Source organism: Microcystis sp. BLCC-F210 (assembly GCF_042134685.1).
Taxonomy (GTDB): domain Bacteria; phylum Cyanobacteriota; class Cyanobacteriia; order Cyanobacteriales; family Microcystaceae; genus Microcystis; species Microcystis aeruginosa_D.
On record NZ_CP169647.1, the window covers coordinates 4,876,477 to 4,895,143 of the forward strand.

13 protein-coding genes and 2 pseudogenes are annotated in these 18,667 nt (G+C 42.7%); 5 read left to right on the forward strand and 10 right to left on the reverse strand.

What is annotated here, in order from left to right:
* Positions 1–417 precede the first annotated feature (417 nt).
* On the forward strand, positions 418–735 hold the full coding sequence (locus tag ACE3JL_RS23765; RefSeq protein ID WP_002768334.1) for a 2Fe-2S iron-sulfur cluster-binding protein: 318 nt from the start codon (positions 418–420) through the stop codon (positions 733–735).
* Between the two features lie 81 nt (positions 736–816).
* Here ACE3JL_RS23765 and ACE3JL_RS23770 read toward each other — a convergent pair whose 3' ends face one another.
* Positions 817–2,439 carry a CTP synthase gene (locus ACE3JL_RS23770; protein WP_375328535.1) on the reverse strand — a complete coding sequence of 541 codons (1,623 nt, stop codon included), beginning with the start codon at positions 2,437–2,439 and terminating at the stop codon, positions 817–819.
* 583 nt (positions 2,440–3,022) lie between these two features.
* Here ACE3JL_RS23770 and ACE3JL_RS23775 point away from each other — a divergent pair.
* Entirely contained in the window at positions 3,023–3,376 is a 354-nt protein-coding gene (locus ACE3JL_RS23775; RefSeq protein WP_110580240.1) for a hypothetical protein, read from the forward strand.
* Positions 3,377–3,423: 47 nt separating this feature from the next.
* Here the strand turns inward: ACE3JL_RS23775 and ACE3JL_RS23780 are convergent.
* Positions 3,424–4,195, reverse strand: a pseudogene (locus ACE3JL_RS23780) (ABC transporter permease).
* A 12-nt stretch (positions 4,196–4,207) separates the two neighbouring features.
* Positions 4,208–5,149: an ABC transporter substrate-binding protein gene (locus ACE3JL_RS23785; RefSeq protein ID WP_375328536.1), complete on the reverse strand. Its 942-nt coding sequence runs from the start codon at positions 5,147–5,149 to the stop codon at positions 4,208–4,210.
* Positions 5,150–5,439: 290 nt separating this feature from the next.
* Between ACE3JL_RS23785 and ACE3JL_RS23790 the strand changes: the two are divergent.
* Positions 5,440–6,688, forward strand: a pseudogene (locus ACE3JL_RS23790) (ISNCY family transposase).
* A gap of 290 nt (positions 6,689–6,978) precedes the next feature.
* Here ACE3JL_RS23790 and ACE3JL_RS23795 read toward each other — a convergent pair.
* Positions 6,979–7,347 carry a hypothetical protein gene (locus tag ACE3JL_RS23795; RefSeq protein WP_375328537.1) on the reverse strand — a complete coding sequence of 123 codons (369 nt, stop codon included), beginning with the start codon at positions 7,345–7,347 and terminating at the stop codon, positions 6,979–6,981.
* Positions 7,348–7,676: 329 nt separating this feature from the next.
* On the opposite strand from ACE3JL_RS23795, the gene ACE3JL_RS23800 reads away from it, so the two are divergent.
* Positions 7,677–9,050 carry a serine/threonine-protein kinase gene (locus ACE3JL_RS23800; RefSeq protein ID WP_271991917.1) on the forward strand — a complete coding sequence of 458 codons (1,374 nt, stop codon included), beginning with the start codon at positions 7,677–7,679 and terminating at the stop codon, positions 9,048–9,050.
* Here ACE3JL_RS23800 and ACE3JL_RS23805 read toward each other — a convergent pair.
* From ACE3JL_RS23805 to ACE3JL_RS23825, 5 genes are all read right to left on the reverse strand, one after another.
* Positions 9,042–10,481: an aminotransferase class I/II-fold pyridoxal phosphate-dependent enzyme gene (locus ACE3JL_RS23805; protein ID WP_375328538.1), complete on the reverse strand. Its 1,440-nt coding sequence runs from the start codon at positions 10,479–10,481 to the stop codon at positions 9,042–9,044. The two genes, ACE3JL_RS23800 and ACE3JL_RS23805, sit on opposite strands and share 9 nt — an antisense overlap.
* Positions 10,482–10,765: 284 nt before the next feature.
* Entirely contained in the window at positions 10,766–12,580 is a 1,815-nt protein-coding gene (locus ACE3JL_RS23810) for an ABC transporter ATP-binding protein (protein WP_375328539.1), read from the reverse strand.
* 22 nt (positions 12,581–12,602) lie between these two features.
* The gene (locus ACE3JL_RS23815; protein ID WP_375328540.1) at positions 12,603–13,682 is read right to left on the reverse strand and encodes a phosphotransacetylase family protein; all 1,080 of its coding nucleotides are present in this window, start codon (positions 13,680–13,682) and stop codon (positions 12,603–12,605) included.
* 34 nt (positions 13,683–13,716) lie between these two features.
* Positions 13,717–14,094 carry a type IV pilus biogenesis protein EbsA gene (ebsA, locus tag ACE3JL_RS23820; RefSeq protein ID WP_271991912.1) on the reverse strand — a complete coding sequence of 126 codons (378 nt, stop codon included), beginning with the start codon at positions 14,092–14,094 and terminating at the stop codon, positions 13,717–13,719.
* Between the two features lie 113 nt (positions 14,095–14,207).
* Positions 14,208–15,464 carry an ATP-binding protein gene (locus ACE3JL_RS23825; RefSeq protein WP_375328541.1) on the reverse strand — a complete coding sequence of 419 codons (1,257 nt, stop codon included), beginning with the start codon at positions 15,462–15,464 and terminating at the stop codon, positions 14,208–14,210.
* A 388-nt stretch (positions 15,465–15,852) separates the two neighbouring features.
* Between ACE3JL_RS23825 and ACE3JL_RS23830 the strand changes: the two genes are divergently transcribed.
* A complete protein-coding gene (locus ACE3JL_RS23830) occupies positions 15,853–16,173 on the forward strand; it encodes a DUF3155 domain-containing protein (protein ID WP_002768353.1) in 321 nt (106 codons plus the stop codon).
* Positions 16,174–16,320: 147 nt separating this feature from the next.
* On the opposite strand, the gene ACE3JL_RS23835 is transcribed toward ACE3JL_RS23830, so the two are convergent.
* Positions 16,321–18,126, reverse strand: coding sequence for a S8 family serine peptidase (locus ACE3JL_RS23835; protein WP_375328542.1), 1,806 nt, complete (start codon positions 18,124–18,126; stop codon positions 16,321–16,323).
* Between the last annotated feature and the right edge of the window lie 541 nt (positions 18,127–18,667).

Here is an 18,667-nt window from a genome sequence, read left to right on the forward strand (position 1 = left end):
GTTATGGGAAAATTGGCATAATTTTCATGAGCAAAAGAGAGAATGTATGTCTCTCTTTTGTTTCTTTGAACTACAGGGTAAAGGTTCTTCCGAACTTACAATGTAGAAAATTCCCCAAGCTCCCTCTCTGTCCAGCAATGCTCTAAAGTTGATAAATATCAATCTAACAAAAATTCAAAGCTTTACTATACAAGCTTTACAAGCATAAGTTGTTAATAGTTTTACATGACAGGTTCGGTAGAGCCAGGGTAAATAACCAGAAAAAGTTACTAAGTTTGAGTATATTATCATCTTTTATGACAATCAATCATATCCCGACCAGTGAAACCCTGATTAGGTAAAAATTTCTCCCCTGTCCTCTATATCCGCAATCTAGAATGATAAAATAGGTGAAGTTCAAAGCATCATTCATTAGCTATGACCACGACCTACAAAGTAGAAATTTCCCATTTAGGAACAACACAAACGATCGAAGTTAGGGAAGATCAAACTATACTACAAGCGGCCTACGATGCGGGGATTGACTTACCCAGTTCCTGCAATGCGGGCGTATGTACTACCTGCGCCGCTCAACTTTCCCAGGGTAGCGTCGAACAAGGTGAGGGCATGGGATTATCCCCCGACCTGCAAAAAGAAGGCTATGCTTTGTTATGTGTGGCCTATCCTCGCTCGGATATTAAACTGGAATCTGGCAAGGAAGAAGTAGTTTATCAACGTCAATTCGGAAAACCCTAGGCCAAACTGGGTTTAAGACGGGAAATTTTCGGGGGTTTCCCCCCAAAAAACCAGATTTTGAGCCAATAGAACCGGCAAACCCTAACTAATAAGGGAGAACTTTTGCTCTGCACTCTTGAGGGATGCTTTCATGAAACCAGAAAAGAGAGGATGAGCTTTATTGGGACGAGAGCGAAATTCGGGATGAAATTGGGTAGCAATAAAGAAAGGATGTTTTGGTAGTTCGATAATTTCCACCAAACGACCATCGGGAGAAGTGCCACTCACCAGATAACCAGTCTCAAAAAAGAGACTACGATAGGCATTATTGAACTCGTAACGGTGACGATGGCGCTCATAGATAACCTCTTGACCGTAGAGAGAGAAAGCTAGACTATCGGGATTTAAACGACAGGGATAGAGACCTAAGCGCATTGTTCCCCCTAAATCTACCACATCTGCCTGTTCTGGCAGTAAATTAATCACTGGATTCGGTGTATCCTCTTCAAATTCGGAACTATTGGCCCTTTCCAATCGGGCCACATTGCGACCCCATTCGATAATCGAACACTGCATCCCTAAACAGAGACCCAAAAAAGGAATATTATTGACCCTAGCATACTCGATCGCCTTAATTTTGCCATCCACACCCCTAATACCAAAACCACCTGGTACAACAATACCGTCAACACCGCTTAAATGAGCTTCGGCCGAATCATTATCCACATCTTCAGCACTTACCCAACGCAATTCTATCTCGCTATTAAGGGCAATAGCAGCGTGTTTGAGGGCCTCCACCACCGAGAGATAAGCATCCCCCAACTGAACATATTTACCAACAATAGCTATCTCTGATTTTTGACCGGGGGATTGCATCTGTCGGATGAGATTTTCCCACTCCTCCAGATGGGGGTATCGGGGACTGAGGTTTAATAATTCTAGAGTTTGTTGCGCTAATCCCTCTTTTTCCAGATTAAGAGGCACTTCGTAGATACTGCTGGCATCCTGAGCAGTAATCACCGATTCTACCGGTACATCACAGAAAGCTGAGAGTTTTTCTTTTAACCCCGGTTGTAGGGGTAGATGACAACGACAGACTAACACATCCGGTTGAATACCAATCGATCTTAATTCCTTAACCGAGTGTTGCGTCGGTTTCGTTTTCATCTCCTTAGCGGCCGGAATCCAAGGAATTAGGGTAACGTGCATATAAACTACGTTATTTCGACCCACATCCTTCCTAAATTGCCTAATTGCTTCTAAAAAAGGCAAGGATTCGATATCTCCCACCGTACCACCAATTTCTGTGATGACAATATCGGGGTTGGTATCTTTGGCCACCCGGAGAATCCTTTCCTTGATTTCGTTGGTAATATGGGGAATTACCTGCACAGTTCCCCCCATATAAGCACCACGGCGCTCTTTATTCAATACCGCTTGATAAATCGAGCCAGTAGTCACGCTATTGAGACGGGAGAGTTCCGTATCGGTAAAACGTTCGTAGTGGCCAAGGTCGAGGTCGGTTTCGGCCCCATCATCGGTGACAAATACCTCTCCGTGTTGAAAAGGACTCATCGTACCCGGATCCACGTTGATATAGGGGTCTAATTTCAGAATTGAGACGGAATAATCCCGACTTTTCAACAATCTTCCCAAACTAGCAGCGACAATTCCTTTCCCAATACTGGAGACGACTCCCCCAGTGACAAAGACAAATTTACTCATAAAATTCTTCCTGCGATCGATTATACCTAGCAAGGGGTAAAAGTTTTCGGGATGCGGCGGTGTCATCGGAAATTTTGGGTCTGAAACCCCGCCGTTCTAGGTTGGCTTTACGTTAGAATTAAAAGGCCAGTCTCGAAAACCAAGTGGACGGCGCAGCACCTTGAAAACTCGGCTTAGGGGGTTCCGACCAGAAAAGCTTGGCCGGGTAAAAAGTCTAAGCAACAAGTACAAGAAGCTATAGGCGGTCAACGTACCGTGGGACACACGGAATCGGGCTTCTGAAATGGGGCGAAAGTCTGTGGACTCTGTGTAAGACAGTACATGGTTTTTTAACTGTGGTATGCGACGGTGGTGGAAGCAGAAACTTAAATCGTGAGGTTTAGGAATCGCCGCACTTTTAGGGCGGCGAGGATGTCAATTTTCCAGATTTCATTATAGCTGGATGACCTATACCCCGATCCTCGTTTTAACTCCCTCTCGAAAATCTATTGCACCACAGCCTTTAGTCACCTTCATCCCAATCATCTAATTTTTCCGCTACAATCGACAGTGCTAAGACTTAGGGATTTATAAACTACTATTCATGATAGATTTTAATACTCTCGCTGAATTTTCCCGCCACTATTGCGTCTCGATTTGTGCCTTTTTAGTACCCGCTAACTTAGTAACCACCCTTTTAACCGTTCTTTTTCTCTATTTTGGTCGTCCTACCCGTCAAATCTTACCCATTGCTTCCCTAGCTTTGTTGTTCGCTGTCACTATGTTTCTCCACGTCGCCACCTGGTTAATGATTGGTGTGGTTATGGCCCCCACTTTTATCCTCTTTGGACTAGGTTTAACCTGTTTTGTGATCAATTTTCAAGCCATTAGCGATCGCCAAAGCTTGGAACAGTTATTGCACACCGGGGTTAATCGTCTAGCTCGCTCTTTCAACTAAAGAAAAGCACCAAGACTTCCCCCTTCCCACATAGTTGAACCAAGAGGCTAATCTTGATGCGTCCAAGAGCGATGAGCCAGACGCAAACCCCAATCGAGCAGATAACCAATCGCGCCAATAACAAGAATCACCGCCATCAACTCTGAATAGGCGAGTCGATCGCGTGTATCGAGAATATAATAACCCAAACCTGCACTAACCCCCAGCATTTCCGCCGGGACAAGAACGATCCAGATAATACCGATAGCCAAACGAAAACCAGTTAAGAGATGGGAGAGGATCGCAGGCAGAATAATCTGGAAAACTGTTTCCCCTCGGGTAGCACAGAGACTGCGGGCTAAAGTCAACCAAGAGCGATCAACCGCGTTAACCCCGGCAGCCGTATTGAGAAGGATCGGCCAGATAGCCGCCACCGTCAGCAAAAAATACACAGGTAGATCACCAATTCCCAAAACCATCACCGCTAAAGGCATCCAAGAAAGGGGCGAGATCATGCGGAGAAATTGAAATACAGCCGACAAAGCCGATTCAAGGGAGCGATACAACCCGATTAATACCCCCAACGGCACACCGATGGCACTAGCGAGAACCAAGCCCACAAGAACCCGGCGGCAACTGGTGAGGATATGGGGCATAATCTCCCCCCCCAACAAAAAGACGTAATAAAGCGACAAAAGATCGCTCAGGGGAAAAATCATTTAAAATCGGGTTTGAGTGCCATAGAGGACTGGTAAATAGCCACCAGAGCAATAATCCAAAACCGATACCCCATAAGGGTAGTAAAGCTCTTGGCGGGGAGGTCAAAGATTGTGACTTCATGGGTTCGGATCCTTAAAACTTGATCGTCTCGATGCGGGAGAGATTATTCGGTAAGCCGAAAGCTTTCGGTCCGCCCACCTGTTGCAAGGCATTACGGACAAAAGAATCATCCACGAGATCCCGGGCCACCTGTCGGGGTTGCAGTTTTTGGAGAAAATCCGTATTTCCTTCCACCTGAGTGGTTTTTAGCAGGCGTACCAGTTCCTCTGTATAGGAAGGGAAAGGATAGGGCTGGAAATCGATCCGGTTGACCTGCCAAGCTGGATTCTGGATTGCTCCGTCTTTCTTATAGAAATTGCGATCGTAGTAAGTAAGCGCCCGTTGCAATACCGGCAGCGGGTGAGGCGTATATTTTCCACCATCTTTAGAGAGAATCCGGGCCACTTCCGAGCGATTGCCCCGGGACCAGAGTTGAGCTTTAACGAGGGCGTTTACCACCTTCTGCGTCCATTGTTTCCGTTGCTTAATATCCTCCTCGTGAACAAAGACGACGCAACAGGCGTGATTCTTCCAGACATCGCCGGTGAAACGGAGAACCCTACCGGTTTTTAGATTTTCCGCCGCCGCGTTGAAAGGTTCCGCCACGATATAACCACCGATGCTCTTATTGGCGAGGGCTGATACCATATCCGGGGGCGGGAGAACCACGAGATTAACCTCGTTAGGAGCGCTCGGCGCGTCCTTGGCTTTGCGAACTATTTTCAGCCCGTTACGTTGTAAGAGTTGTTGCAAGACCAAATTATGAATCGAATACCAGAAAGGAACCGCGATCGTTTTACCCCCCAATTCCCTGGGATTTTCAATATCGGGAAGGACAGTGAGGGCTGAACCGTTGGTATGGTTCCAAGCGACGATTTTAGCGGGGAAATTGCGCCCGTAACGAATCCAGATCGAGGTGGGGAAAAGAACATGAATAACGTTCACCTGCCGAGCGAGAAAGGCTTCAACCAGCAATTCTCATTTTGAAATAAATAGAGCATTAACCCCGATTTTGGCAGGGAAAATATAGTACGAAGCAACTATTTTCTAGAAGAGGCGAACAATAAAAAAAACAATTGGCTAGACAAATTAAGTATAAATACTCAAGCAATCAAAGAGGTTGGCTGAGAACGAACGGGGTTAAATCAGGAAGATAGTTCTGTTTTTAGAATAGGGAATTCAAGGGAAATAAAAATTTATAATTATTGTCAGCTAAGGTAAAATGGGTGAGATAGAAATCCACCAGCACGTCAAATTATTCCAAGATGGCTCAAAAAGCGGCAACCCTAGAAATTTCGGAATTAATGCAATTTTTACATCAAGAATTAGATGATTTACCCGATGAGAGGAAACCTGGAAATAATAGAAAATATGAGATAAAAGATGCCGTGATGGCTGCATTTTCAGTCTTTTTTACTCAGTCGCCGTCTTTTTTAGACCATCAACGTTTAATGAAAAGCAATAAGGGAAAAGATAATGCTGAAAGTTTATTTTCAATTAAAAAAATTCCTGGGGATAATCAAATAAGAAATTTGTTAGATCCAGTGCCAGCATCTAATATCTCTAGGACTTTTCAAAAAGTCTATGAATGGTTAAAAGAAAAGGGAGTTTTGAAAAAGTTTCTCTACTTAGATGGAGAAATATTAGTGGCGTTAGATGGCACAGAATATTTCTCATCCAAGAAAATTAATTGCCCTCATTGTAACTGTCGTAATCATCGAAATGGAACTACAACTTATTTTCATGGCTGTGTCACACCGATAGTAGTTTCTCCTAGGCAAAAACAAGTAATTAATTTAGAGCCAGAATTCATTAAAAAACAAGATGGACATCAAAAACAAGACTGTGAAAATGCGGCCGTTAAAAGATGGTTAAATAGGAATCATAAAAATAAGTATGGTTATCCTGTAACTCTTTTAGGAGACGACTTATATTCTCACGAACCTGTCTGTAAATTAGCGGTAAAACAAGGTTATAATTTTATTTTTGTTTGTTTGGAAACGTCGCATAAAACTTTATATGAATGGCTAGAATTTTTAGAAAAAAGTGGCGAAGTTAGGACCGTTGAAAAGAAACAATGGGATGGACGAAAAAATCTAATTTATCGTTATCGTTATGCTTCTAGAGTTCCCTTAAGAGAGGGGGACTCAAGTCTCGAAGTTAATTGGTGTGAAGTGACTGTTATTAATGAAAAAACCCAGAAAACTATCTACCAAAATAATTGGATAACTAATCATAAAATCACGGAAAATAATGTCGAAGAAATTGTCAAAGCTGGACGTAGCAGATGGAAAGTTGAAAATGAAGGCAATAACGTTCTTAAAAATCACGGTTATAATTTAGAGCATAACTTTGGTCACGGTCAGAATCATTTGTGCGAGTTCTTATTGTCTTTAAATTTACTAGCTTTTTTATTTCATACCGTGTTGGATTTAGTTAATTACACCTATCAAAAGATTCGTGAGCTATTAGTAACTAGGACTTCTTTCTTTAATGATATTCGTACCCTATTAAAATTTATTTGGTTTAAGAATTGGTCGGAATTTTTCTCATTTATTCTAACCGAATATGTCCCATTTAAAAAAGTAAATTCTAGTTAAAAATGTCAGAACTCTTGAAGAAAAAAAAGAAAGTTGTTCATAAAAAAAACTAAAAATTTTGTTAGAATTTCATCCAGATTTATGAGTTGAAATCGATTTTTTGTGGACAAAGTTCTTAAAACCTGTCTATCTCCAGCTTTGGATGATAATTATCTGTCAAAAAATAATGCTTCTACACAAGTTCTCTATTTAAATAAGAGAATTTTATCTGATTTTTTTCAAAATGAGAATTGCTGGCAGGTAAGTTTCCATCGTTAGCCCCGGGGGTAAATTCCACTGTACTAGATAGTTAGCTTTGTCTTTGCGCTCTCGCACAGTGGCTAAGTCCTGCCCAATCAAGCGCATTTCCTTGATTAGTTGCCAACTTAGCCCAGCGTTTTCTAGTACTTGTTCGACGGAGGCGCGATCGATCGCTTTGATAATCAGGAATAACCGCCCCTCTGTTCCACCGATTAGGGCTTCGATTAACTCTCCCTGGGATTTTGATGCGAGTCTGGCAATGCGCGACCATATCTCGCTCACCTCTTCTTTTGTCCTTTCTTGTTGATCATCCTCTACTAGGTATAGAGTCATAATTCATCTGAAATACATTTACAATACATTTGAGTTTACTGCCTTTGAGAAAAAAAAGCAATATTTTCAAGCACCTCAAAACGCCGCGGCCAGAACCCTTGCCTTGGCTGATATGCGTGACCCGATTTTTTCGATAACCGCCCTTATCTGGCTGAATTTTTTTCAGCCAAAGACTTGACAAACTCCAAAATCTCTGCTAACCTTGTAGTATAATGGGAATCCGTGTCGGCCTACGAACCCTCTTTTTAAATCTTTCTCAAGAATAAAAATTTTAACCCGAATTGCCGGTAGTAGCTAAACTAAGAGCAGTACCACGGGAAACGGTGATTATGGAAGTTATTTGCACGCGTCCCCACTGTCCGAGACCGCGTAATCAGTGCCTAGACCTAGACGATAGCAATCGCTTAACCTCGATCGAGCAGAAATATTGTATTACTTGCGGGATGCCATTAATTTTGGGGGGACGTTATTTGCCAGAACGTCTATTGGGACAAGGGGGATTTGGTGCGGCATTTTTAGCAGTAGATCGTTATAGTCCCAAAAAAGCTAAATGTGTAATCAAACAATTTCAACCCTCTGGTAATTTAAGTCCCCAAGCTTTAGAAAAAGCGAAAAATTTATTTTTTCAAGAAGCGCACGTTTTAGAAGATTTAGGACGAGAACATCCCCAAATCCCCGATCTCTATGCTTTTTTTCCCTTAAAAGTCAAGAATCAATTAACGGGAGAAGAAGAACAATTTTTCTATCTGGCCCAGGAATATATCGACGGTAAAAACTTAGAAGAAATTCTCCAACAGCAACAAAAACCCTTTCAAGAAAGTGAAGTTAAAAACATTCTCAAAGAACTACTTCTTATCCTCAAATTTATTCATGAAAATGGTTCCATTCACCGGGATATAAAACCATCTAACATCATGCAGTCTAAAAATGGCCGCCTCTATTTACTCGATTTTGGGGCAGTAAAACAGGCGACTAATAACCCTAGTAATACACAAGAGAAATCCACAACAATTTATTCAGCCGGATTTGCTCCTCCCGAACAACAATTAGGCAATCAGGTATCAGCATCCACAGATTTATATGCCCTAGCAGCTACCTGTGTTATGCTTTTAACTAATCGCGAGCCTGATGATCTATACGATTCGCAAAAACAGCTATGGAATTGGCAAAATTACGCCCCTAATATCAGTGCAGATTTAGCCCGAGTATTCAATAAAATGTTACTAGCAAATCCCCGGGATAGATTTCAATCCTGTGGAGAAGTTTTAACCGTTTTAAATCCTGCTGCTCCACCTTCCCCAATTCCCCCATCTCCTCCACCTTCCCCAATTCCCCCATTTTCTCCAGTGATGAGAAAAACTTCCCGCTTTTCTCTTGGGGAAACTTTCGCTAATGCTGCCTTTACAGGATTTGAAGGGACATTATTAGTAATTGCCTTACATAGCTTAGTCCCCTCGGTAGGAATTATCATCGCCTTTATGATCTTAGGTGGCTTAGTTTTGACATTATTTAAAAAAGTGATTGAAGGAAAAGATCTACCAATTATCGCAGTAATTACCCTCGCTTTCCTGTTAATTCCGCAACTGCAAGGAACTCTAAGTTTTCCTGAAATTGCTATCATTGCCGTAATGGCAGCCATTGGAGCAATTGCTATTACTGCCTTTTTCCGGTTAATATATCAGATAATTTTGCGATTATTTTAAAACCCTGAAAGTTGCCAAATTATCATCACTACCGCCGGTAATCGTGCCACCGAGGTCTAAAATAGTTTGCAGATAGTCGAGGACTTCCTGAGAAATTAACTCACCCGGCATCAAAACGGGAATACCGGGGGGATAGGGACAGATAACATCAGCGCTAAGACGATCGAGGGCATTTTTCTGGGATACTATCTCCGTAGGGGCAAAAAAAGCCTTTCTAGGAGAAATAGCCGAATTTCCCGCGACTGGGGGAGGAGTCGGGGGTAAACTGGTAGAGGAAGGGGATTTAAGACACTGAAAAGCAGCAATGAGGCGATTAATATGTTCGCGATGGTTGCCGATGGAGATAATAAAAGTAAGTTGGTTGAAAGTCGGTAATTCTGCGGTGACAGCGTATTTTTCTCGCAAAATATCGTCTATTTCGTAACCAGTTAAGCCAAAATTTTTGACAATTACCGTTAAACGAGTGCGATCAAACCAGTGACAACCCGGGATAGAATGGGGAAAGTCTAAAACAGAGATATTAGGAATTTTATCGAGTTCTTTTCGGGCAGTAGCGGCTAAATCGAGGGTTTTGCTCAGTAAATCTAGTCCTTGCGTCGCCATTTGCTTTCTAGCACTATCAAGGGAGGCGAGAAGCAAATAACTAGGGCTAGTGGTTTGAACTAATTGTAAGGCTCGATCGACTTTTTCGGAACTAATGCGATCGCTTTTTAAGTGTAACATCGATGCTTGAGTTAAGGCCCCCAAAACCTTATGGGTGGACTGAATAGCCATATCAGCACCGAGAGAGAGGGCAGCCGGAGGTAAATCGGGATGAAAGGCAAAATGCGCCCCGTGAGCCTCATCGACGAGCAGCGGGATAGAATAATGATTGGTAATCTGGGCGATAGTTTTTAAGTCACAGCAAACCCCTTGATAGGTGGGAGAGACTACCATCACCGCTTTAGCGTCGGGATGAAGTTTCAGGGCATTTTCGAGGGATTGGGGGTTTATATTTAAATTTAGATCGATAGTGGGATTATATTCGGGATTGATAAAGATGGGTTGCGCTCCGGAGAGAATTAAGCCCGAAATTGCCGATTTATGAATATTTCTCGCTAAAATAATTTTATCTCCCTCGCCGCAAGTGGCTAAAATCGCCGCAATAATGCCACAACTGGAACCATTGACTAAAAACCAGCTTTTATCTGCCCCAAATGTCTCGGCTGCTAAAATTTGCGCTTCTTTAATCACTCCCGTCGGGGCAAACAAATTATCAAGGTCGGGTAATTCGGGTAAATCGGCTTTAAAGACGCTTTTTCCCAGTAAATTACTTAAATCTTCCCCGATTCCTTCCCCCTGCTTATGCCCTGGTGCATAAAATGGTACATCTAAACTATTGACTTTTTTTTGCAGTTGTGCTAACAACGGAGCGGATTCTGGGGAAGGCATTTTTGGAAGGGAGTGGGGGGTTTGTCAGTTATCAGTAATCAGTAAACAGTTATCAGTAAACAGTAATTAGTGAAGATTGATCGGTGAATATAGCGTTTTTCAGTCTGCTGAGGTACAAAAGTTATAGGTTTTAGGCAAAAGGCAAAAGGGAAGAAAAATAGGTGTACCTCACTAGCTTAGGAAACGCTATAATATCATTTAAAACTTAAAACTTAAAACTTAAAACTTATCACTTTAATCTGATCACTGATAACTGATAACTGATAACTGATCACTGATAACTGTTAACTATCTGTGCCTAACATTTGCAGTTTATATAAACTAGCGTAGAGGCCGTCTTTAGTTAATAAATCTTCATGGGTTCCCGATTCGACTAATTCCCCACGTTTAAGGACAAGAATTCGATCGACATCGCGAATAGTGGAGAGACGATGGGCGATAATAATAGCAGTACGATCGACTAAAATCTGTTCTAAAGCTTCTTGAATTAATACTTCTGTTCCCACGTCTAAACTAGCGGTAGCTTCATCTAAAACTAGAATTTCGGGGTTACGAATAGCGACTCTTGCAAAAGCGAGTAATTGTTTTTGTCCTCCCGATAAATTTGCACCCCGTTCCCGTAAAAGAGTATGATAACCGTCGGGTAACTCCTCGATAAAGTGATCGATATTAGTTAATTTAGCCGCTGCCTTAACTTGCTCAAAATCATAAATTTCCCCTAAGGTAATATTGCGAGTAACATCTCCAGCAAAAAGAAAAGTTTCTTGGAGAATGACACCGATATAACGTCTTAATTCCGCTTGGGGAAGATAACGGATATCGATACCATCCACTAGAATTCTGCCCTTACTTGGTTCATAAAGACGACAAAGAAGACGAATAATCGAACTTTTTCCCGCACCAGTCGGACCGACTAAAGCGACTTTTTCCCCCGGATGAATGGTAAAATTGAGACCTTTGATAATATATTCATCGGGTTTATAACCAAACCAAACATTTTCAAAAATAATCTCGCCAGTTTTAAGTTTTTCTGGAAAAGAAATCTCTTTATAATTGTTAAAATCGGTGATTTCAATGGGAATACTAATTAATTCCCCAATGCGTTCGATCGCAGTAAAACCGGATTGAAACATGGTAAATTTTTCGGCAAACTGACGCAGGGGATTAAAGAGACGTTGGGAGAATAAAATAAAAGCCGATAAAACCCCAAAATCAATGGTTTTCTGGAGAATAAAAATACCGCCTAACCATAATACTCCTCCCACGGCAATTAATCCGATCCATTCCAGAGTAGCTGAAACGGCCGAATCATAAAAAATGGTTTTATCTAGGGATTGACGATAGTGAGTATTGGTAGAGCGAAACATTTCAGAGTTAAAGCGTTCGCGGCGAAATAATTGAACAATATTAACTCCGACTACATTTTCCTGTAATTGGGCATTAAGTTTTGATAATTCCTCGCGTACTTGATAGTTAGCGCTGCGGTATTGTTTTTGGAAAAAGACAATTAAAGTAGTGACGGGAAATAACATCAACACCAACAATAGAGCTAATTGCCATTGCAGGGTAAACATGGTGATGATAATAACTAAAATATTGACAAAATCACTGACAACTCCGATCGCCCCACTAGCAAAAACTTCTCCTAATGCTTCCACATCGCTAGTTAAACGAGTGACTAAACGTCCCACGGGAGAGCGATCAAAAAAACTAGAGGAAAGGGAAGTAACATGGGTAAATAAATCTTCCCGGACATTAGCAGTAATTGACTGACCAACTTTCTGCACTAGATAACCTTGTGTTGTCCCTAAAATCAATCGTAAAATAATCGAAACCGACAGGATAATAATTAGGGTGTTAATGGCTGCTGTTAAGGGCATTCGAGCCAAAAAATCCCAAGTTTGTTCCTTTTGCAACAGGGAGACCGCTTGACCGATAATTAAAGGCTGGACTGCTCCCGTGAGAGATAGGGGAAAAAGAAGTATTAATGACCAAAATAGCAGCGCTTTTTCCTTTTTTGCGTAGGGAAGTAATCTTAATAACAAGCTCCAGTCATTTTCTTTGACCGGAGGGGACACAGGGGGGGATGATGAAGTCATATTCTCGGCAGCTGGGGAGAAATTACGCCCCTATTGTTAACTTTTCTAACAGGCGATCAATCTGAAAATGTTCCTCCATTAATTGTCGAATACAAGCAACTTTTACCTGTTCCTGTAAGCGAATCTTCCCGAAGGCCTGATCGACGATTTCCACGGTGGTGAGAGTATCTAAATTTACCGAGAGAATCGGTACTTCTAAATCCTCGGCCCTGCCCAAAATTAGGGGATCTGGAGAGATGGAACCAGTTAAGATTAAACAGGTGGTGGAAGTTTCTAGGGCAGCCAACTGGAGGTCTGTGCGATCGCCACCCGTAATCACAGCCATATTTTCTCCCTTGCGAAAATATTCTAAAGCGGCGTTGACATTCATCGCCCCGATCGCTAAACTTTCTACCATCCAATCTAAACGATCGGGCCGACATAATACCTTTGCCCCTAAAAGATGGACAATTTCCCGAACACTAATACTACGCAATAATTTACTAGCGGGTAACAATCCTAAAACCTCCACACCTTGGCCCGCGAGATAGGGTTTGAGGAGGGATTGTACTTCCTCCCAATCATCGGTGGGAATATCGCTAATTACTACCCCCAGCAGTTGATTATTTAATTCCCGTTGCGCTTTCAGCAGACTCTCGGCAATTAGGGGAGAACTATAGCGGGCCACCAATAGGATCGGAGTCTGGAGAATTTTGGCCATCTCCCCCATCGATAACTGAAAAATACTACCTTCCCAGAGAGTCCCCGGTCCTTCGAGGAGGGTAATATCACTGTTAACCCGATCCTCCAGATAACCAGCAAGAACATTGCCGTAGTCCTGTTTATCTACACCTTGCAGACGTTTAGCAACGGAATCTACATCTGTATAGATCACGGGTAAACGCAGCTGTTCGGGGGATAATTCTAGTAATTGCCGAATAAATTCTACATCCTCATCGACCAATTGCCCATCAATGTATCCCGGACAATTGCCCACTGGTTTGCCGTAACTTATCTCTAGTCCTTTTTGCCGCAAGAGGTGCGCTAAACCGACGACAGTTCCCGATTTACCGCTGAGGGGTTCTAGGGAAGAGATAAGTATAGATTTGGCTGATTTGGCCACGATTTGCTCCTTTTAACCCGTAAAATCCCGACTTTTATTCTTCAAATCGCAGCAGTTTCCGATAAAATCCCTGCGAAAAGTCGGCCGAACCTAGCTGCCTAAAGGTTTTAATCGCATCAATGAGATATTCGATAAACTCGGCGTTAATAATCGTCATCTCATAGCTTAGGTCGGCCTGTCCTTCAAATTGTAAACGACAACGGGTCAATTCCGAGGGCAATTTTGATACATACCAAGACGCTACAAAAGGAATCCCATTACCGCTTTCTATGCGACGACGACCTTCTAAAGCTCCTGCTTGATATAAAGCGATCGCATAGGGCAGAATACTATGTTTGTCCTTGGCATAGTAGGGCATATATACTACCACATCGGCCCTATTAGCGGGTTCTAATTGTTCGATAGTCGCCATGATTTAGTTAATTCTTTGGTTTACAGCCAAGTTAACATTGATACTGATATTTTTCAGCAATTTTAACCGACTACTCCCACTGATTGTCTCGATCAGCAGATTTTACCCCCAGATCATCCCTCTATACTGAGGTTATTATCGAGTATAACTGGCATACTAACCCGAAAAACCGTGCCAGGATAGAGGGAACTTGTTCCCTCGGGATTAGGACTGATAAATTCAATCGTCCCCCCCATGCTGGTAATTAATTCTTTGGCGATCGCTAAACCCAATCCCGTACCCGCTATATCTCCCCCTGCTTGCACTCCCCGGTAGTAACGTTGAAAAATTCTTTCTTGATCGCTTCTTGGAATACCATAACCCGTGTCTTTAAAAACAATTTCTACACTATTCTTAACATTTTTTACCTCGACGGTGACTTTTCCGCCCGCAGGAGTATATTTGAGGGCATTATCAATTAAATTGCTGAATACTTCCCGCAAACTGGGGATATTAGCCCGAATAAGTGGTACATCTTCCCCGTAAATCGTTTCTAGACCGAGATTTCTCTCTTTGGCTACCGCTTGGGCCGAAAGGAGCAGCGGATCGAGAAGATCATGGAGATCGATCGGAGTTAGCTGAGTGCTGCCAGCAGGCAGCAGAAAGGCAGCGGGGGAAGATTGCGCTTGCAGGAGAGGAATATCGACGGTGGGGTAATTTTCGCTTTCTTGCTGGATTTGTGCATCAAATCCAGCGATTAAGTCCCGAACTCGATCGCTTTCCCTCAGGATACCAGTAATGGCCGTATCGTCACCCTCTTCGGCTAAAAGCCTTTTGAGTAGAAGTTTACCAAAGGTTTTTAAAGCGGTGAGGGGATTGCGGATTTGATGGAGAAAGGTATCGAGGCGCTGACGTTGCCATTGTCGATAATAACGTTCTTCTCCCAATTGGCGATCGAGTACACAGGCTAAAGCAAGGGTTTGGGTAATTTTTTCCATCTGGGTTAATTCCCAACTTTGCCAAGGTCGTTTTTCTCGGGTTGTCACCAATAATCCGACCATACCCTCTTCATACATTAAGGGTAAAAACAAGCGATGACCGCTGACGGTCTCCTGATTACTCCACAGATGGGATAAATCCTCTAACTTAACCGCAGTTAACAAGTCTGCTGCTGGTTGCCCTGGTTGCAAGGAAAGCCGCTTTTTTGGGGAAGAAGATGGATTAAAAGGCGGATAAACAACGACTGGGATTAAATTACTCGATAAAGGTTCCGTTAAATAAACTGCACTTCTATCCGTTTCCATTTGCTCCCGCAAAAGTTCCATCTGTGCCTGACACAGAGCAATAAAATCATCACTCAGGGGAGTCCTGGAAGGGAAAGAGAAGGGCATACCAAGAAAGTAAAAAGTAAAAAATCAGAAAACCTAGATACAGCTAGGGTTGCGAGTTTTATTTCCCAGTGTAAATAGGGAAGAATGACCCTCCTCTTGAGTCGAGGGCAACCGGCAAAAACCAGTTATAACAAGGGTTTGGTCACTATTGTAGGGGTGGATCACAGCATATATTAAAAAAAGTTTAAGAATAATAAGTTTTGTATCGATATTTGTGGGTGTGTTTTTGTCAGAAAAACTTAAACATAGTCTCAGTCTAGCTTCTAGTCAAATTTGTCTGTAATTAAGTTTGTGAGGGACACTTGATTTCTTGGTCTAGAAGGGATATAATCGCTACGGCTTTTGTAACTATCATTACAACGATTAGCCAAAACAGGAGGTAATTGGGTTGGCCAGAAAACGGAAACGTAAGAGTCGCCGTCGTCAAGAAGGACGTAAGATACTTGAACTTGTACCCCAGTATAGTATTGAAAGTGGCGAAGATAAACCCGTAACTGCGGCGCGTAAGTATATTCAAGCTATAGGCATTAGCCCACCAGCTTTATTGATTGTCAAGCGTAACGAGCATACAACCGATCGCTATTTCTGGGCTGAAAAAGGACTGTTTGGAGCGCAATATGTGGAGGAAAACCACTTCCTTTTCCCAAGTTTGCGCGACCTGCAGCCCCAGCCCCAGCCCGTCAAAGCACCGGTAGCAGTTGCTAAATAACTCAAAGGACTATTGATCATATCATGGAAAGTAAACTCGTTCACTGAAAAGTAAACGAGTTTTTTTTGTCTGAGGCCTAGGAATCAGCCATCAGCGAAAAGCTGATGGCTAAAGATAGGAAATCTGAAGATGAAAAACAGCCAAGTTTTAGGCGACATTACCTGCTGTGGTCGTAATAATTTGACGTACTTGAGCATCGGTCAGATTCGGATTGGCACTCAACATTAAGGCCACCACTCCAGCTACATGAGGTGCTGCCATAGAGGTTCCATTCAAGAAACCATAGCCACCATTAGGGAGAGTAGAATACACTTGTACGCCTGGAGCGGTGACATACCTCATCGAAGAATTGGAGCCAGCACGATTGGAGAAGGAAGCCATCTGGTTAGAACTATCAACGGCACCTACTGCAAGACCCCAAGAGGTGGCACTGGAAGCGGGATAACTGGGTTGAGCTGCCCCCTCATTACCAGCGGCCATAACCACGATAACACCGCGACTGCTGGCATACTGGAGGGCTGATTGAACCGCACTGTCAGTGCTACCACCCCCCAAACTCATATTAATTACATCAGCACCGTTGTCCACAGCGTAGCGAATTCCTTGGGCAACGCCACTATAGCTGCCACTACCAGAATCGTCCAAAACTTTCACTGGCATAATTCTGGAATTGTAGGCCACACCAGTGGCCCCGAAACCATTATTAGCAGCAGCAATGGTTCCCGCCACATGGGTACCATGGCTGTTAACATCTAAAGTGTTATTATTGCCATTGGCAAAGTTCCAGCCATAAACGTCATCAACGTAACCGTTGCCATCGTTATCAAGACCATCATTGGCAATTTCGCCCGCGTTCGTCCAAATATTGCCCGCTAAGTCGGCATGATTGCGGTCAACTCCTGTATCTAGTACAGCAACGACGATTCCTTGTCCTGTATAACCTCTTGCCCAAGCTTCTGGAGCATTAACTAAGTTAACCCCCCAGTCATTAGCACTACCAAAAGTGGGAACATCGGCAAAAGGACTTTGATTCAAGGCTCCAGCGACAGCTCTTGCGGCATTAACTAAACCGTATCCTGAAATGGCACTATATCCGGGTGTGACTGTGGCTGTGGTAGCCGACAGACTTAAGTTATAGTTAGTGCTGCCACTGTAGGGATAAACCCAGACATAGTAAGTACCCGCACTGAGTTGACGAGTAATACTCTCACTGCTGGTACTGCCATTAGTGGAGCTAGTAATTACACTGCCATTACTATCTAATAAGGACACATCAGCATCGGCACTTAATCCCGTTAAGTTGAGGCTAAAGTCGCTACTGGTTTCTAAACTAAAACGATAGTAATCATTGCTGTCTGTAGAACCAACAAAATCGCTGTAGCTGGTGGGAGTTGCTCCAATGGTGATATCACGCGCTGTTGCTAAGGTATTACCGGCGTTATCAGGAATCGTTGCAGAAGCGGCAGCTAAACTTAAGTTATAGTTAGTGCTGCCACTGTAGGGATAAACCCGGACATAGTAAGTACCCGCATTCAGTTGACGAGTAATACTCTCACTGCTGGTACCGCCATTCGTGGATTTAGTAATCACACGGCCGTTACTGTTTAATAAGGACACATCAGCATCGGCACTTAATCCTGTTAAATCCAGGCTAAAGTTGCTAGTGGTTCCTAAACTAAAACGATAGTAATCATTGGTGTCTGTAGAACCAACGAAATCGCTGTAGGTGGTGGGAGTCGCTCCAATGGTGATATCACGCGCCGTTGCTAAGGTGTTATCTAAGGTAGTAAAATCAAGGCTCTCTACTTCTTCTTTGAAAAGAGATGTGGCTCGATTAGTGGCTGTAGTGGGAAAAATTGATGACTTATTCCCCGCTAGGAATTTCTGAAAATCTGAGGAATCTAGACCATCTATGTAGTTATAGATGTCGTTGGCGGCAAAGTTATCTATCATGGTGTTCTGGTCCTTTTTTAGTGGTTAGATGGCTGAAAGAACAATCAATAAGATTATGATCAGACAGACAATACTTGTCGGCTTTTGGGTGAGTCCCCAAAAGAGTAGGCCAATTCAAATCTGAATTGCATTACTGTCCGAGTTTATACGCCAATTCAAACCTGGATTTCACCACTCTCTGACCCCATTTCATACAATAACTTGAATGGGGTTCGATAGTCAAGATATTCTCGAGTACATATAAATTACAAATTATAAATTATGAATTATGAAGTCGCAGCAATTCTCATTTTGAAATAAATAGAGCATTAACCCCGATTTTGGCAAGGAAAATATAGTACGAAGCAACTATTTTCTAGAAGAGGCGAACAATAAAAAAAACAATTGGGGTTCTTCGGTTTCTGTTATGCAATGGACAGGGGTTATAAGGGATGGAACCCTTATATAGAAAAGCATTTAGTGATTTTTGTCAATTATTTTTGATCTAGAGCGAACTAATCAATTAAGTCTCTTGCCAGATAAGGATTTAGTCGATTTATGC

Bases quoted from the DNA above. Each gene is read 5' to 3' on its own strand.
- ACE3JL_RS23810 (WP_375328539.1), bottom strand. From the start codon at position 12,580: ATGACTTCATCATCCCCCCCTGTGTCCCCTCCGGTCAAAGAAAATGAC.
- ACE3JL_RS23800 (WP_271991917.1), top strand. From the start codon at position 7,677: ATGGAAGTTATTTGCACGCGTCCCCACTGTCCGAGACCGCGTAATCAG.
- ACE3JL_RS23825 (WP_375328541.1), bottom strand. From the start codon at position 15,464: ATGCCCTTCTCTTTCCCTTCCAGGACTCCCCTGAGTGATGATTTTATT.
- ACE3JL_RS23775 (WP_110580240.1), top strand. From the start codon at position 3,023: ATGATAGATTTTAATACTCTCGCTGAATTTTCCCGCCACTATTGCGTC.
- ACE3JL_RS23835 (WP_375328542.1), bottom strand. From the start codon at position 18,126: ATGATAGATAACTTTGCCGCCAACGACATCTATAACTACATAGATGGT.
- ACE3JL_RS23795 (WP_375328537.1), bottom strand. From the start codon at position 7,347: ATGACTCTATACCTAGTAGAGGATGATCAACAAGAAAGGACAAAAGAA.
- ACE3JL_RS23765 (WP_002768334.1), top strand. From the start codon at position 418: ATGACCACGACCTACAAAGTAGAAATTTCCCATTTAGGAACAACACAA.
- ACE3JL_RS23805 (WP_375328538.1), bottom strand. From the start codon at position 10,481: ATGCCTTCCCCAGAATCCGCTCCGTTGTTAGCACAACTGCAAAAAAAA.
- ACE3JL_RS23770 (WP_375328535.1), bottom strand. From the start codon at position 2,439: ATGAGTAAATTTGTCTTTGTCACTGGGGGAGTCGTCTCCAGTATTGGG.
- ebsA (WP_271991912.1), bottom strand. From the start codon at position 14,094: ATGGCGACTATCGAACAATTAGAACCCGCTAATAGGGCCGATGTGGTA.